Source organism: Corallococcus sp. AB049A, from assembly GCF_003668885.1.
In the GTDB taxonomy this organism is placed as follows: Bacteria; Myxococcota; Myxococcia; order Myxococcales; family Myxococcaceae; genus Corallococcus; species Corallococcus interemptor.
The window spans coordinates 1-12,850 of record NZ_RAWL01000248.1; the positions used below are offsets into that span (position 1 = coordinate 1).

Here is a 12,850-nt window from a genome sequence, read left to right on the forward strand (position 1 = left end):
CCCCAGCCCCGTCCCGATGGTGACGAGCCCCGCCTCCAGCGGCCCCCAGCCCAGGGCCACCTGGAAGAGCAGCGGCAGGAGGAACGGCGTCGCCCCCAGGCCAATGCGCACCAGCGCCCCGCCCATCATGCTGGCGCGGAAGGTGTCCACCTGGAACAGGCGCAGGTCGAGCACCGGGCGCGGCGTGCGCAGCGCATGCCGCACGTAGGCCCCCACGGCCCCCACCGCCACCAGCGTGATGCCGGCCTGCACGGGCCACGGCACCAGGCCGATGCCCAGCGTCTCCGCCGCGCCCATCAGCGCGGTGATGGCCACCACGGAGATGGCGAAGCCCTTCGAGTCGAAGGGGCCCGGGTCCGGCTGCTCCAGCGGGGGCACGAAGCGCGCCACGGCCCACATGCCCAGCAGGCCCACCGGCACGTTGATGAAGAAGATCCACGGCCAGTCCGCGACGCCCAGGATGAGGCCCGCGAGCGGCGGTCCCAGCAGCGGCCCCACCAGCGCGGGCATGGTGAACCAGCTCATCGCGGACACCAGCTTCTCGCGCGGCGCCGAGTTCACGACGATGAGCCGGCCCACGGGCACCATCAGCGCGCCGCCCAGCCCCTGCAGGGCGCGGAAGATGACCAGCTGCGCGAGCGTCCGCGAGAGGCCGCACAGCACGGAGCCCGCGAGGAACACGACCATGGCGGTCATGAAGACGCGGCGCGGACCGAAGCGGTCGGCGATCCACCCGCTCGCGGGCGCGAGCACGGCCAGGGCCAGGATGTACGACGTCAGCGCCAGCTTGAGGTGGACCGGGTCGGTGCCGAACGCCACGGACAGCGTGGGCAGCGCGGTGGACAGCGCGGTGGAGTCCAGGAACTCCATGAACAGCGCGCTGGCCACGGCGACGGACGCCAGCCGGGAGCCTCGAGTGGAAACCGTGTTGGAGGGCCCGCCGGAGAGGGTCGTGGTGGAAACAGACACGTCCTTTTCTATGCACATGCCGGCCCGTGCCTGTCACGCCCGCGTGAAGGCGCGGCCCGGCACGGCAGAAGCGCCCATACTCCCAGCGCGAAGGGGCGAACGCCGCTCGTGAAGCCCACGTCTGGCGGCCCACCGGGCGGCCGGCCAGGCACGCCCACCGTCAGGGGTCGGCCGGTTCGTCGCGCGCGGCCTCGGCGAGGGTGCGGGCCTCCTCGCGCAGCTCGTTCAACCGGACGCGGTGGCGCTGGAGCAGCGCGTCCACCTGGTCGACGCGGGTCTTGTCTCCGCGCGCCTTCGCCTCCTGCCGCTCGCCCTCCAGCCGCGACACGTCGCGCCCCAGCAGCGTGGCGATGTGCTCCGTCTTCTCCAGCTTCCAGCGCGCCGTCTGTGGCAGCTCCTCTGGGATGGCGTCGTTCGCTTGCGGCGGCGCGTTGGCCACCTCCGGCTCCGGCGGCACGTCTCCGGGCGAGGGCGGCACCACCGTGGCGTGACGAGGCGCGGGGTCCGGCGTGCGCACCGGCACCGCGGGGTTGGGCGACACCTGCGCGGCCGGCACCGGAGGCGTGGGGGACGCGGCCTCCCGGGCCGGCCACAGCATCACGGCAACGAGCGCGGCCACCAGCACGCCCGCGCTCCCCAGCATCACCCGCTCACGGTTCCGCATCGTCCACTCCCGCTACAACCGAAGGCGCCAGCCGTCACCCTGGCGCTCCACCCGGAAGAGGAACGGCTCCGCGCGCTCCGTTCCTCCCTGCGACACCCGCGCCCGAACCACCACCGCGTTCGGGTCGCGGCCATCCACCTTCGCGTCCAGCACGTCCACCAGGCCCATGCCGTGCTCGCGCAGGTCCTTCACCGTCTCCTCGCACGAAGGCACGCCCTGCCCGCTCACCAGCATGGGGCCCAGCACCGCGCAGTCCCCGGACGGCAGGGCCTGGAAGAAGCGGCGCACCGCTGCCTCCCCGGCCTCCGCCTTGGAGGACGTCGTGGATGTGCAGCCCGGGGCGGACAGCCACAGCCCCATCGCGAGCGCTACCGTGCGTCGGCGCATCCCTTGTCAGTAGCAGTTGGGCGCGAACAGCTCGTCGTCCGACGCGGACATGAACTGATCATCGCAGTAGCCGGACGCCAGCACGTGGCCGTTGCGCACGCAGCCGTCGTGGTTGGTGGCGTCCAGCGTGTACTGGGTGTCGCCACCGCAGCCGCCGCCGCAGCGGCCGAAGCAGTTGCCCATCACCTTGGGGCGCGACCAGTGGTCCGGCTCGCCGCACACCCAGGTGCTGCCGTTCATGTAGTACTCGTCGCCGCTGCACGTCGTGTGGTCACCCAGCTGGGCGATCTGCTGGTTGCGTGCGTTGTCGAAGCCGCCCTTGTTGCAGTCGTGCTTCGCGTACGAGTACCAGTTGTAGGTACCGCCGCAGCTGCCCGTCCACTTGCCGGCGCACTTCGCGTAGCTGCACAGCATCGTGTAGCCGCGGTTCTGCTCGCCCATCACCGTGCGCTTGAGCGTGACGCTCGTGGGCTGCTGCGCCCACAGGCCCACCGCGCGGCGCAGGTACATGGCCTCCGGCGCGGCGGCGTCACCCTGCGGCAATCCCACATTGAGCGCGCCGTAGAACGCGCTCAGCGTCTGGCGGTCCGCGTCCACCACCTGCGTGTCCTGCACGTTCGCGTCCGCGAAGCCGTCCAGCGTGGACACGCCCGACGCCGGGTCCATCAGGCCCGTCAGCGTCATGCCGTGCATGCGCACCTCCAGGCGGTAGACGCCGGGCTCCACCTCGCGCGAGGCGAAGGACACCGTCTGCCCGTCCTGCGCCCAGGTGCCCTCGGTCAGCCCCGTGCCGGTGGTGAGTGACAGCCCCTCGGGGGAGGTGGGCGGCGCTTCCGTGCCCGCTCCACCGCAGCCCCACAGCAACAACGCCGCGACCGCACCACCCAGTGCCTTGCGCATCCGTGTTCACCCTCCGGCCAGGACCACTTCCAAGAATTCGAGGCGAGTGCGGGATTACCGGGGGGCTGAACGGCGAACAAGGCGAGGTGCGTCAGCTGGGGCCTCCAAGCATCCGGCCTGTACCGGGGGACACCCTGCCTGTTCACGGCGGACGGGCGCGGAGGGGCGGGGATGTGGCATGACGGCCCCCGCGAAGCAGTCGTCGTTCCCCTTGTGGAGGAAGTCCCCTTGAGAATCCCCGCACTCACCGTGATGGCGGCGCTCGCCGCGACGGGTTGCTCCAACGGCAGCATCACCCAGAACCCCGAGGTCCGCGCGCGGCTCGCGGCCAACGCGGCGAAGCCCCAGCTGGCGCCCATGAAGGGTTCCGAGGCGCTGGCCAGCACGCCGGACGCGTACAAGGCCCTGTGCAAGGCGGACCTGGAGCGCGCGCAGGCGCAGGTGGCGGCGCTCAAGAAGCTGGACCCCAAGACGAACGGCCTGGGCGTCCTCAAGGCGTACGACGAGGCGCAGACCGCCATCCTCAACGCGGCCAACCGCTCCAGCCTCGCGCATGAGGTGCACCCGGACGCCGCCATGCGCGACGCGTCCCGCGAGTGCGAGCAGCAGGTGGACGCGGCCAGCGTGGCGCTGTCCCAGGACCGCGGCGTCTACGACGCGCTGTCGCTGGTGGACCTGTCCAAGATGGACGCGGCCACGAAGCACTGGGTGGACCGCACGCTGCTGGACTTCCGCCGCGCGGGCGTGGACCGGGACGAGGCCACGCGCGCCAAGGTGAAGTCGCTCAACGAGGAGATTTTGAAGCTGGGCCAGCAGTTCGGTCAGAACATCGCGGAGGACACGCGCAGCGTGGCCTTCACGCCCAAGGACCTGGACGGGCTGCCGGAGGACTACAAGAAGGCGCACGCGCCCGGCGCGGACGGCAAGGTGGTCATCACCAGCAACTACCCGGACTACTTCCCGTTCATGACGTACGCGAAGAACGCGAAGGCGCGCGAGAAGCTCTGGCGCACCTACCGTCAGCGCGCGTTCCCCAAGAACCAGGCGGTGCTCGCGCAGCTCATCGAGAAGCGCAACGAGCTGGCGAAGCTGCTGGGCTACGACACCTACGCGGCCTTCACGACGGAAACGCGCATGACGCGCACGCAGCAGGCCGCGGCGGACTTCATCGACCAGCTGGCGCAGGCCACGGAAGGACGCGCGAAGAAGGAGATGGCGGACCTGCTGGCGCGCAAGAAGAAGGACGTGAAGGGCGCCACCGTGGTGGAGCCCTGGGACCAGGACTACTACGAGGACCGGCTGCGCGCGGAGAAGTTCGGGTTCGACTCGCAGGCGGTGCGGCCCTACCTGGAGTACGCGCGGGTGAAGGACGGCGTGATGGGCATCACCTCCAGCCTGTGGGGGGTGGCCTTCCAGCCGGTGAAGGACGCGAAGACGTGGCACGCGGACGTGGAGGCGTACGACGTCGTCGACAACGGCAAGCCGCTGGGCCGCATCTACCTGGACATGCACCCGCGCGACGACAAGTACAAGCACGCGGCGCAGTTCGACCTGGTGACGGGTGAGCTGGACAAGCGGCTGCCGGAGGCCGTGCTGGTGTGCAACTTCCCGCGCCCCGGCGACCTGATGACGCACGACGAGGTGGGGACGTTCTTCCACGAGTTCGGCCACCTGATGCACACCATCTTCTCCGGCCACCAGCAGTGGACGCCCATCTCCGGCATCTCCATGGAGCGTGACTTCGTGGAGACGCCGTCCATGCTGCTGCAGCAGTGGGCGGAGCAGCCGGAGGTGCTCAAGAGCTTCGCCAAGCACCATGAGACGAACGAGCCCATCCCCGCGGAGATGGTGGAGAAGCTGCGCGCGTCGAAGGAGTTCGGCCAGGGCCTGTTCGCGCGCCGCCAGCTGTTCCTGTCCGCGGTCAGCCTCCAGTACTACTCGCGCGCGCCGGGCTTCGACACGTCCGCGGTGCTCGCGGAGCTGCAGAAGAAGCTGTCGCCCTTCCGCCACGAGTACCGCGACGGCACCCACTTCGAGCTCGCGTTCGGGCACCTGGATGGGTACTCGGCCGCGTACTACACGTACCTCTGGTCCTCCGTCATCGCGAAGGACCTGGAGTCGAAGTTCCAGGAGAACGGCTACCTGGACCGCGACACGGCCATGCACTACCGCAAGACGGTGCTGGAGCCCGGCGGCTCCAAGCCCGCCGCGGAGCAGGTGAAGGACTTCCTCGGCCGGCCGTACGGCTTCGAGGCCTACCGCGCGTACCTCGACGGCACCGCGAAGAACACCGGCACCGCGAAGGACGCGAAGTAGCCGTCGCAGAATGAAGCGCCGCGCGCCGCCTGCCCCGTCCTCCGGGGCAGGAGTCGGCGCGCGGTGCCCTCCCGGCCCCAGGGCCCTGCCCGGTCGCGGAACTCTCCTTCCCCTTCAAGTGCCTTGCACGTGCCCATCTCCACCCCGGGGATGGAGACGGGCGTCGGCCTGTCGTCACGCGGCGGCTGGTGAGCGTCTTGCTTTGGAGCGCGCTTCGCCGGGACCCTTTCGCGGCCCGGAGGAGGCGTGCGCGGTGACGGCCTGCGGGCGGAGATGGCGAAGGGTGGGCCTCGCGGCGGCGGTGGTGGCGCTGGCCGCGGGCTGCAACAACTCACCTCCCAAGGCACGGGTGCTGCCGGGACCGGACGCGCCGGGCACTCCCGTGGATCCGCAGGACGTGCTGTGCCGCTCGGCGGCGCGCGACCCGGGCCGCGTCACGCTGCACCGCCTCAACCGCGCCGAGTACGACAACACCGTGCGAGACCTGCTGGGTGAAACGGGCTCGCCCGCGAGCAGCTTCCCGCCGGACGACCACGGCTTCGGCTTCGACAACAACGCGGACGTGCTCAGCATGTCCCCGCTGCTGATGGAGAAGTATTCGCACGCGGCGGAGGCGATGGTGGAGTCCGCGTGGACGCGGGGCGCGTTCAAGACGTGCGTGCTGGACCCGGCGAAACCGGAAGCCTGCGCGCGCGACCTGCTCAAGACCTTCGCGCGCAGGGCCTGGCGCAGGCCCGTCACCGCCGAAGAGGTCGAGCGGCTGGTGGCGTTCGTCACGCTGGCCCGGCAGCAGGGCGACGCGCCGGAGGTAGGCGTGAAGCTGGCGCTGCGCACGGTGCTGGTGTCGCCGCACTTCCTCTTCCGAGTGGAGTTGGACGCCGCGCCCACGTCCACCGCGCCGCACCCCATCAGCGACCTGGAGCTGGCCAGCCGCCTGTCCTACTTCCTCTGGAGCAGCATGCCGGATGAAGCGCTGTTGCAGGCCGCGGAGGGAGGCCGCCTGCACGAGCCGGAGGTGCTGGAGGCGCAGGTGCGCCGCATGCTGGCGGATCCCAAGGCCCACGCGCTGGTGGACAACTTCGCGGGCCAGTGGCTCTACACGCGCGCGCTCGACTTCGCCCAGCCGGAGTCACGCTACGGCTTCGATGAACCGCTGCGCGCGGCCATGCGCCAGGAGATGCAGCTCGTCTTCCAGGAGTTCGTCACCAGCGACCACCGCTTCAAGGACCTGCTGGACGCGCCCTTCACCTACGTGAACGACCGGCTGGCCACGCACTACGGCCTGCCCAAACCCGGCACCCAGGCCATGACGCGCGTGGAGCTGAAGGGCCACCCGGAGCGCGCGGGCCTCTTCGGCAAGGGCGCGCTGCTCACCGTCACCGCGAACCCGGACCGCACGTCGCCGGTGAAGCGCGGCGTCTGGGTGCTGGAGCAACTGCTGTGCAAGGGACCTCCGCCGCCGCCTCCTGACGCGGGCGGGCTGGCCCCGGCGGTGGACCCCACGCTCAACATCAAGGCGCGCATGGCGCAGCACCGCGTGGACCCCACCTGTTCGGGCTGTCACACGCTGATGGATCCGCTGGGCTTTGGCATGGAGAACTTCGACCCGGTGGGCCGCTGGCGCACGAAGGAGGAGGGCGGCGCGCTGGTGGACCCCAGCGGCGAGCTGCCCGGGGGCAAGTCCTTCAACGGCGTGGCGGAGATGCGCGCGGTGGTGAAGCAGGACCCGGACCTGTCCGCGTGCATGACGCGCCACCTGCTCACGTACGCGCTCGGGCGCGGCGCGGAGGACGCGGACCGCTGCACCGTGCGCGACATCTCCCAGCAGGCCGAATCCCGGGGCGGCCGCCTCACCGACTACATCCTCGCCATCGTCCGCAGTGACGCATTCCTGCAGCGGCGCGGCGAGGCGGAGGGACACACGCCATGAGCCGCACCCCTGCCCTCTCCCGCCGCACGCTCCTGCGCGGCATGGGCGCGCTGATGGCGCTGCCGCTGCTGGACATCATGCGGCCCGGTACGGCCCGCGCCGCCACGCCGGCTCCGCGCCGCTTCGTGGCCTTCTACACGCCCTGCGGCATCCACATGCCCAAGTGGACGCCGGGCGGCGAGGGCGCGGAGTGGTCGTTGACGCCCACGCTCGCGTCGCTGGCGCCGGTGAAGGGCGACGTGCTGGTGCTCAGCGGTCTGGACAACCTGCCCGGCAGGCCGGACGGCGACGGCCACCACGCCGCCGCGACGGCCGCGTTCCTGTCCTGCGTGAAGGCGCGCAAGACGGAGGGCACCAACATCCGCACCGGCATCTCCATGGACCAGGTGCTGGCGAGGGCGGTGGGAGCGGCGACGCGCTACCCGTCGCTGGAGCTGGGCATCGACCAGGGCAAGGGCATTGGCAACTGCGACTCCGGCTACGCGTGCCCGTACGCGAACAACATCGCGTGGGCGGGGCCGTCCACGCCCGTGCCCAAGGAGACGAAGCCTCGCGCGGCCTTCGAGCGGCTGTTCGCGGACTTCGACCCGAACGTCACGCAGGCGGAGCTGGCGAAGCGCAAGGCGTACGGCCTGAGCATCATCGACGCCGTGCGCGACGACGCGAAGGCACTCCAGGGGAAGCTGGGCACCACGGACCAGCGCAAGCTGGATGAGTACTTCACCGGCGTGCGCGAGCTGGAGCTGCGCGTGAACGCGATGGACGCCTCCGGCCCCTCGTGTGGCACTTCCATATCGCCCGGGGACACCGAGGACGTGCGCGAGAAGACGAAGGCGATGCTGGACCTCATCGTGCTCGCGTTCCAGTGCGACCTGACCCGCACGTGCACCTTCATGCTGGGCAACGCGCGCAGCCAGCGCGTGTATTCGTTCCTGGGGCTGTCCAGCGAGCACCACGCGTACTCGCACCACCAGCGGGTCCAGGCCAACTACGACGCGCTGGCGAAGATCGACAAGTGGGAGGTGGAGCAGTTCTCCTACCTCCTCCAGCGCATGAAGGGCGTGCAGGAGGAGGGCGGGACGCTGCTGGACCACAGCGCCGTGTACTTCTCCAGTGAGATCGCCGACGGCAACATGCACGAACACAAGAACCTGCCCATCCTGCTCGCGGGCCGCGCGGGAGGCGCCATCGCTCCGGGACGGCACCTCCGCTACGGGGGCCAGCCGCTGGCGAACCTCTACATCGCCCTGCTCCACATGTTCGGCGTGCCCGCGACGACCTTCGGCGACGACGGCACCGGGCCGCTGCCGCGACTGGGAGCGTAGGCAGGAAGGCACTCGGGCCCCCCGGGGTCCGCCTGCCCGGTTCGGTTCCGCTGCACGGAAGTCGCCGGTGCGGAATGATTCCGCGCATGGCACCTCCAGTGTTCCGTCGTGGGCTCGCGGTGTTGCTGCTGGCTCCGTTGCTTGGCTGCGGCTCCAGCGCGAACGCGCAGCGCCCCGTCTCCGCCTCCACGAAGAAGGCCGCGGCCACCGCCGCCGCGCGCAAGGCCCCCGCGCCCTCCGAGGGCGCCCGCAAGCCGGTGCCGTCCGCCGCGGAGCTGAAGCGCGACATGGTGGCCGCGCACAACGAGGCGCGAGCGAAGGCCTCACGTCCCACGCCGAAGCCGGCGCTGCCCGCGCTCACCTGGTCCGACGAGGCGGCGCGCAAGGCGGAGTCGTACGTGAAGGAGTGCCGCTTCGAGCACAACCCGGACCGGGGCAGCTTCGGAGAGAACCTGGCCGCCGCGACGCCGGACACCTGGACCACCGCGCAGGTGGTGAAGGGCTGGGCGGATGAAGCCGCCGACTACGACTTCGCCTCCGGCAAGTGCAAGGCCGGGAAGATGTGCGGCCACTACACGCAGGTGGTGTGGCGCACCACGAAGGCGGTGGGCTGCGCGACGCGGCTGTGCACGAAGAACTCGCCCTTCGGCGGGAACGTGAAGACGTGGCAGCTCTGGGTGTGCAACTACGCGCCGCCGGGCAACTGGGTGGGTGAGAAGCCCTACTGAGCCGCGAGCGTGATGACCTCGATGCCGCTCGCCGTGCCCACGGCGAAGCGGCGGTTCGCGGCGTCCATCGCGAAGTGCGGCTGGGCCGGCAGGTGGCGGCGGATGCTGCCCAGCGCCTTCCCCGTGTCCAGGTCCTCCCAGCGCTGCACCACGCGGCCGGTGGAGCGCGACACGAGCTTCGGGTGCTGGAAGAAGTCCACCACGTGCTCCGCGTCCACGACCATCAGCGGGCCCGCGGGCTCCTCCAGCTCCACCTCCGACAGCACCTTCTTCTCCGTGAGCGAGTACGTGCCCAGGAAGAACCGGGCGTCGTCGCTGGACTCCTCGATCCGCACGGACACGAGCGTGTCCTTCGCCCCGAAGGCCACGGACAGGAGGAAGATGCCGCCCTCCACGCCGTCCATCAGCGCGGCGCTGTCCAGCGACGCGGGCTCCTCCAGCGCGCGGGCCACGTCGAACACCGACGCCGCGTCCACCGGGTGCCAGATCCACCCCGCGCTCGCCAGGTAGCGCCCGTCCGGGCTGAACTGGAGCCGCGAGTGGAAGATGTCCACCGGGGTGTTGTCGCGCTTCGTGAGGCGCTCGCCCGTGGCGGCGTCCTCCAGCTCCACCACGCAGTACGACTCCGGGCAGTGCGCCAGCAGCGTGCGTCCGCTGGGGAGCGTGTGCAGGGCCACGGGATGGTCGTGCGTGTCCGCGTGGTAGAAGTCCCGCGTCAGCTGCCGCACCACGCGCGTGCCGTCGAGCAGGAGCCCCGTGGTCCCCAGCGATTCGTACAGCACGCTGTAGCGGCCGTCCGGGGACATCACCGCGCGGTCGAAGCGGAACGAGTACCGCACGCACGGGTCGAAGGAGGTGCCGTCCAGGTGGTAGCGCACCAGGCCGCCCACCGGGTCCACCAGCGCGTCGCCGCTCCAGCAGAGGGAGGACACGGCGCCGGGGGTCTTCAGGGTCTGTCTCTGGAAATCCATGGCGCCGGGACGAAAGCCCCCGGCGCCTCCTGACGCGAACCCTCAGGCGGGGATCATCGTCAGCAGCTGCTGGGCCTTGGAGCGCAGGGCCTTGTCACTGCCCTGGGCGGCCTGCTGCGCGTGGTGGCGGGCCTTCGCGGGCTCCGACAGGCGCAGCGCCAGCGCCAGGTTGAAGTGCGTGGTGGGGTCCTGGGGGTGCGCCTCCAGCACCGGCGCCAGCACGCTGGCCGCGAGCGCCGGGCCCTCCTGGGGCACGTGCTCCAGGTAATGCACCGCCAGGTCGTTGGGCGCGCCCGTCTCCGTGGGCGCCCGCGCGACGGCCTCCTCCAGCAGCGTGCGCACCCGGCCGCGCTGGCCCGCGATGCCCAGCGCCCGCGCCAGCTGCCTCCGGGCCTCCACCGACTCAGGGTCGCGCTGGAGGACCTCCTCGAAGAGGGGCACGGCCTCCGTCAGCTTGCCGGCAAGCAGCGCGGCCATGGCGTGCAGGCCGAGGAACTGGGGGTTCTCCGGCGCCAGCTGGCGCAGCCGCAGCGCGGCGGCCAGGGCGTTCTGCGTGAGCCCCCCGAGCAGCGACAGGTTGAAGACTTCCTCCCAGAGGACCACGTCGTCCGGCGCCAGCGACAGCGCGTCACGCAGCTCCTGGAGCGCGAGCCCCAGGTCCCCCGTCTCCAGATACGCCCGCGAGCGGTCCCACTGCGCGCGGTAGGACTCCTTGACCATCGTTTCCCTCAACCCCGGAACATCTTGTGGAACAGCCGCATGAACATGCCCGACTTGGGGGCGGTCTCCGGGCGGCCGGACTGCTGGTGCTGCGCCTCCGACTGGAGGTCCAGCTTCTGCTTCAGCTTCTTGAGGTCCGGGTCGATGGAGAAGGTGCTGAACTCATCGTTCCCTTCAAGGGCTGTCTGGATCTTCCGCGCGCGGGATTCGTCGTGGCTCATGTCGCGTCTCCTGACCGGCCCGAGACCCTACCACGGCGCCCCCGGCCCTCCCCATCCTCGCTGTCCCGCTGTCCGCTTGCCCGCACACCCACCCGCGCGCGGATAATCCCCGCCATGCGACGCCCTTCCCGCCTTCGTTCCCTGTCCGCCGCGCTGCTCCCCTCATTCCTCCTGCTCGCCTGCATCCCTGACGGGGACACGGACGACACGGACGCGGGGGTTCAAGAGGACGGAGGCACCAGCCCTGACGGGGGCACCGTGGAGCTGACGCAGTTCGCCCGCGACATGCTGGAGGCCCACAACGCGGCCCGAGCCGCCGCGAAGCCCACGCCGTCGCCCGCGCTGGAGCCGCTCACGTGGGACCCCGCGGTGGCGGAGGTCGCCCAGAGGTGGGCGGACAACTGCGAGTTCGAGCACAACCCGAACCGGGGCAACGCGGGGGAGAACATCGCCTGGTCCAGCCCGGGCTACTGGGACACGAAGGGCGTGGTGAAGGCCTGGGTGGACGAGGTGGCGGACTACGACTACGCGAAGAACACCTGCAAGACAGGCGCGCAATGCGGCCACTACACGCAGGTGGTGTGGCGCAACACCCGCCGCCTGGGCTGCGCCATGAAGCGCTGCACCAAGACCGGCTCCACGTCGGACTTCTACGTGTGCAACTACGCGCCGCCGGGCAACTACGCGGGCCAGCGTCCGTACTGAAGGCCGCTGGCCCCGTGCACGCTCAGCGCTTGAGCGTGCGCGCGAGGAAGGCGGACGTCTCCGCCCAGGCGGACGCGGCGGCGCGCTCGTCGTAGCGGGCGCCGGAGGGGTTGGCGAAGGCGTGGTCCGCGTCGTACTCCACGATGCGGCTGCGCACGCCGGCCTCGTCCAGCGCCTTCTCGAAGGCCTGCACCGTCTCCGGCGGGATGGACTTGTCCTTGGTGCCGAAGATGCCCAGCACCTGCGCCTTGATGCTGGAGAGCGCCTGCGGGTCGGTCACCGGGTGGCCGTAGTAGATGACCGCGGCGGAGAGCTCCGGGATGGCCATGGCGGTCTGGAGCGACCAGCCGCCGCCGAAGCACCAGCCGATGCTGCCGGTGCGCACAGCCTGGATGCGCGGGTCGCTCTTGAGGAACGCGTGCGCGGCGAGCAGCGTCTTCGTGGCCTGGTCGTCGTCCACCGCCTTCACCAGCGCGAGCGCCTCGTCCGGAGTGGTGCCCACCTTGCCCTGGTAGAGGTCCACCGCGAGCGCCGCGTAGCCCTCCGCGGCCAGCCGGTCCGCCCAGGCCTGCACGTGCTCGTTGAGGCCCCACCACTCGTGGATGACGATGATGGCGGGCAGGGGGCCCTTCGCGTTCGGGGGCAGGCTCAGGTAGGCCTTGGAGCCGTCGGACAGTTCCACGGGCTGGCCCTTGCGCTCGGGGGCGGCGTCCGTGCGCAGGGTGTGCATGGCCTTGAACTCCTCCTCGGAGACGGCGCCCGTCGCGGAGGGCGTGCGCGCCACCTCCGCCGGCCTGCCCGTTGCGCAGGCGGTGAACATCAGCGCCGCCGCCAGCACCCACGTGAGCCTCTTCATGTCCGGCCTCATCGTCCGTGTCCTTTCCACTCGTTGCCGCGTGCCTTCCGGGCGTAGCGCGCTGGAGGCACCGGCGCCAGCGCGTTGAGACGCGAAGAGGGCCGGCGCGAGGGGAAGTCCCTCACGTCCGGCCCTCGTTCCCGCTGCTCCCCTAGGGG

The 12,850-nt window shown here is 71.0% G+C and carries 13 protein-coding genes; 5 read left to right on the forward strand and 8 right to left on the reverse strand.

Going from position 1 to position 12,850, the window contains the following annotated elements; translation table 11 throughout:
- The 4 genes from D7X55_RS24490 to D7X55_RS24505 form a co-directional block, all read right to left on the reverse strand.
- Positions 1-870: MFS transporter (locus D7X55_RS24490; RefSeq protein WP_233610036.1), on the reverse strand; the 870-nt coding region annotated here is incomplete at its 3' end.
- 259 nt (positions 871-1,129) lie between these two features.
- Entirely contained in the window at positions 1,130-1,633 is a 504-nt protein-coding gene (locus D7X55_RS24495; protein WP_120552366.1) for a hypothetical protein, read from the reverse strand.
- Positions 1,634-1,645: 12 nt separating this feature from the next.
- Positions 1,646-2,020, reverse strand: a complete 375-nt coding sequence (locus D7X55_RS24500; RefSeq protein ID WP_121724347.1) for a hypothetical protein — start codon at positions 2,018-2,020, stop codon at positions 1,646-1,648.
- Between the two features lie 6 nt (positions 2,021-2,026).
- The gene (locus tag D7X55_RS24505; RefSeq protein WP_121724348.1) at positions 2,027-2,920 is read right to left on the reverse strand and encodes a hypothetical protein; all 894 of its coding nucleotides are present in this window, start codon (positions 2,918-2,920) and stop codon (positions 2,027-2,029) included.
- 252 nt (positions 2,921-3,172) lie between these two features.
- On the opposite strand from D7X55_RS24505, the gene D7X55_RS24510 reads away from it, so the two are divergent.
- From D7X55_RS24510 to D7X55_RS24525, 4 genes are all read left to right on the forward strand, one after another.
- On the forward strand, positions 3,173-5,236 hold the full coding sequence (locus D7X55_RS24510) for a M3 family metallopeptidase (protein WP_370450144.1): 2,064 nt from the start codon (positions 3,173-3,175) through the stop codon (positions 5,234-5,236).
- Between the two features lie 283 nt (positions 5,237-5,519).
- Positions 5,520-7,166 carry a DUF1592 domain-containing protein gene (locus tag D7X55_RS24515; protein ID WP_233610033.1) on the forward strand — a complete coding sequence of 549 codons (1,647 nt, stop codon included), beginning with the start codon at positions 5,520-5,522 and terminating at the stop codon, positions 7,164-7,166.
- The gene (locus D7X55_RS24520; RefSeq protein WP_120552362.1) at positions 7,163-8,491 is read left to right on the forward strand and encodes a DUF1552 domain-containing protein; all 1,329 of its coding nucleotides are present in this window, start codon (positions 7,163-7,165) and stop codon (positions 8,489-8,491) included. The genes D7X55_RS24515 and D7X55_RS24520 overlap by 4 nt, the downstream gene beginning before the upstream one ends.
- An 86-nt stretch (positions 8,492-8,577) precedes the next feature.
- Positions 8,578-9,219 (forward strand): CAP domain-containing protein, encoded by a 642-nt coding sequence (locus D7X55_RS24525; RefSeq protein ID WP_233610034.1) that lies wholly within the window; start codon positions 8,578-8,580, stop codon positions 9,217-9,219.
- Here the strand turns inward: D7X55_RS24525 and D7X55_RS24530 are convergent.
- From D7X55_RS24530 to D7X55_RS24540, 3 genes are all read right to left on the reverse strand, one after another.
- Positions 9,213-10,151 (reverse strand): hypothetical protein, encoded by a 939-nt coding sequence (locus D7X55_RS24530; protein WP_233610035.1) that lies wholly within the window; start codon positions 10,149-10,151, stop codon positions 9,213-9,215. The genes D7X55_RS24525 and D7X55_RS24530 overlap by 7 nt on opposite strands.
- A gap of 81 nt (positions 10,152-10,232) precedes the next feature.
- Positions 10,233-10,910: a tetratricopeptide repeat protein gene (locus D7X55_RS24535; protein WP_120552359.1), complete on the reverse strand. Its 678-nt coding sequence runs from the start codon at positions 10,908-10,910 to the stop codon at positions 10,233-10,235.
- An 8-nt stretch (positions 10,911-10,918) separates the two neighbouring features.
- The gene (locus D7X55_RS24540; protein WP_120552358.1) at positions 10,919-11,131 is read right to left on the reverse strand and encodes a hypothetical protein; all 213 of its coding nucleotides are present in this window, start codon (positions 11,129-11,131) and stop codon (positions 10,919-10,921) included.
- Between the two features lie 114 nt (positions 11,132-11,245).
- Between D7X55_RS24540 and D7X55_RS24545 the strand changes: the two genes are divergently transcribed.
- A complete protein-coding gene (locus D7X55_RS24545; RefSeq protein WP_121724351.1) occupies positions 11,246-11,836 on the forward strand; it encodes a CAP domain-containing protein in 591 nt (196 codons plus the stop codon).
- Positions 11,837-11,858: 22 nt separating this feature from the next.
- On the opposite strand, the gene D7X55_RS24550 is transcribed toward D7X55_RS24545, so the two are convergent.
- Entirely contained in the window at positions 11,859-12,692 is an 834-nt protein-coding gene (locus tag D7X55_RS24550) for a dienelactone hydrolase family protein (protein WP_120553215.1), read from the reverse strand.
- Positions 12,693-12,850 lie beyond the last annotated feature (158 nt).

Excerpts from the sequence above, each read along its gene's own strand:
- D7X55_RS24520 (WP_120552362.1), top strand. The coding sequence starts at position 7,163 with ATGAGCCGCACCCCTGCCCTCTCCCGCCGCACGCTCCTGCGCGGCATG.
- D7X55_RS24500 (WP_121724347.1), bottom strand. The coding sequence starts at position 2,020 with ATGCGCCGACGCACGGTAGCGCTCGCGATGGGGCTGTGGCTGTCCGCC.
- D7X55_RS24540 (WP_120552358.1), bottom strand. The coding sequence starts at position 11,131 with ATGAGCCACGACGAATCCCGCGCGCGGAAGATCCAGACAGCCCTTGAA.
- D7X55_RS24525 (WP_233610034.1), top strand. The coding sequence starts at position 8,578 with ATGGCACCTCCAGTGTTCCGTCGTGGGCTCGCGGTGTTGCTGCTGGCT.
- D7X55_RS24535 (WP_120552359.1), bottom strand. The coding sequence starts at position 10,910 with ATGGTCAAGGAGTCCTACCGCGCGCAGTGGGACCGCTCGCGGGCGTAT.
- D7X55_RS24545 (WP_121724351.1), top strand. The coding sequence starts at position 11,246 with ATGCGACGCCCTTCCCGCCTTCGTTCCCTGTCCGCCGCGCTGCTCCCC.
- D7X55_RS24495 (WP_120552366.1), bottom strand. The coding sequence starts at position 1,633 with ATGCGGAACCGTGAGCGGGTGATGCTGGGGAGCGCGGGCGTGCTGGTG.
- D7X55_RS24550 (WP_120553215.1), bottom strand. The coding sequence starts at position 12,692 with ATGAAGAGGCTCACGTGGGTGCTGGCGGCGGCGCTGATGTTCACCGCC.
- D7X55_RS24510 (WP_370450144.1), top strand. The coding sequence starts at position 3,173 with ATGGCGGCGCTCGCCGCGACGGGTTGCTCCAACGGCAGCATCACCCAG.
- D7X55_RS24505 (WP_121724348.1), bottom strand. The coding sequence starts at position 2,920 with ATGCGCAAGGCACTGGGTGGTGCGGTCGCGGCGTTGTTGCTGTGGGGC.